Source organism: Streptomyces sp. P17 (assembly GCF_032436805.1).
In the GTDB taxonomy this organism is placed as follows: domain Bacteria; phylum Actinomycetota; class Actinomycetes; order Streptomycetales; family Streptomycetaceae; genus Streptomyces.
The window spans coordinates 1-271 of the sequence record NZ_JAVRBF010000834.1 but is presented as its reverse complement, the minus strand read 5'-3'; the positions used below and the strand labels follow the sequence as shown (position 1 = coordinate 271).

Here is a 271-nt window from a genome sequence, read left to right as displayed (position 1 = left end):
TAAAAATTGCTGATAGCTTTCGAACGACAATTCAAGTCCGTCGCTTTCGAGATAGTCTTTATGCACTTTCAGCTTTGAGGTGAAGGTGTCAACAGTTTTTTGAGCTAAGCCTTTAATCTCGACTTGATGCTTGGCGAAAGCATCGAGGCGGGAAGAAGTGAAAGGGGATTTTGGCTTAAAATCTTCTGGATTTTTTATCGTGTTAATTAACTCGTCAGCCTGTTTTTCGCTGAACCCCCTATCTTTAAAGCCCCAGTGGTTGATGAGGGCT

The 271-nt window shown here is 42.4% G+C and carries 1 protein-coding gene; it reads right to left on the bottom strand.

Annotated features, from left to right (window positions below):
• Positions 1 to 271, bottom strand: a 271-nt coding sequence (locus RMT89_RS43140; protein WP_315889220.1) for a hypothetical protein, incomplete at both ends; no start/stop codon positions are given.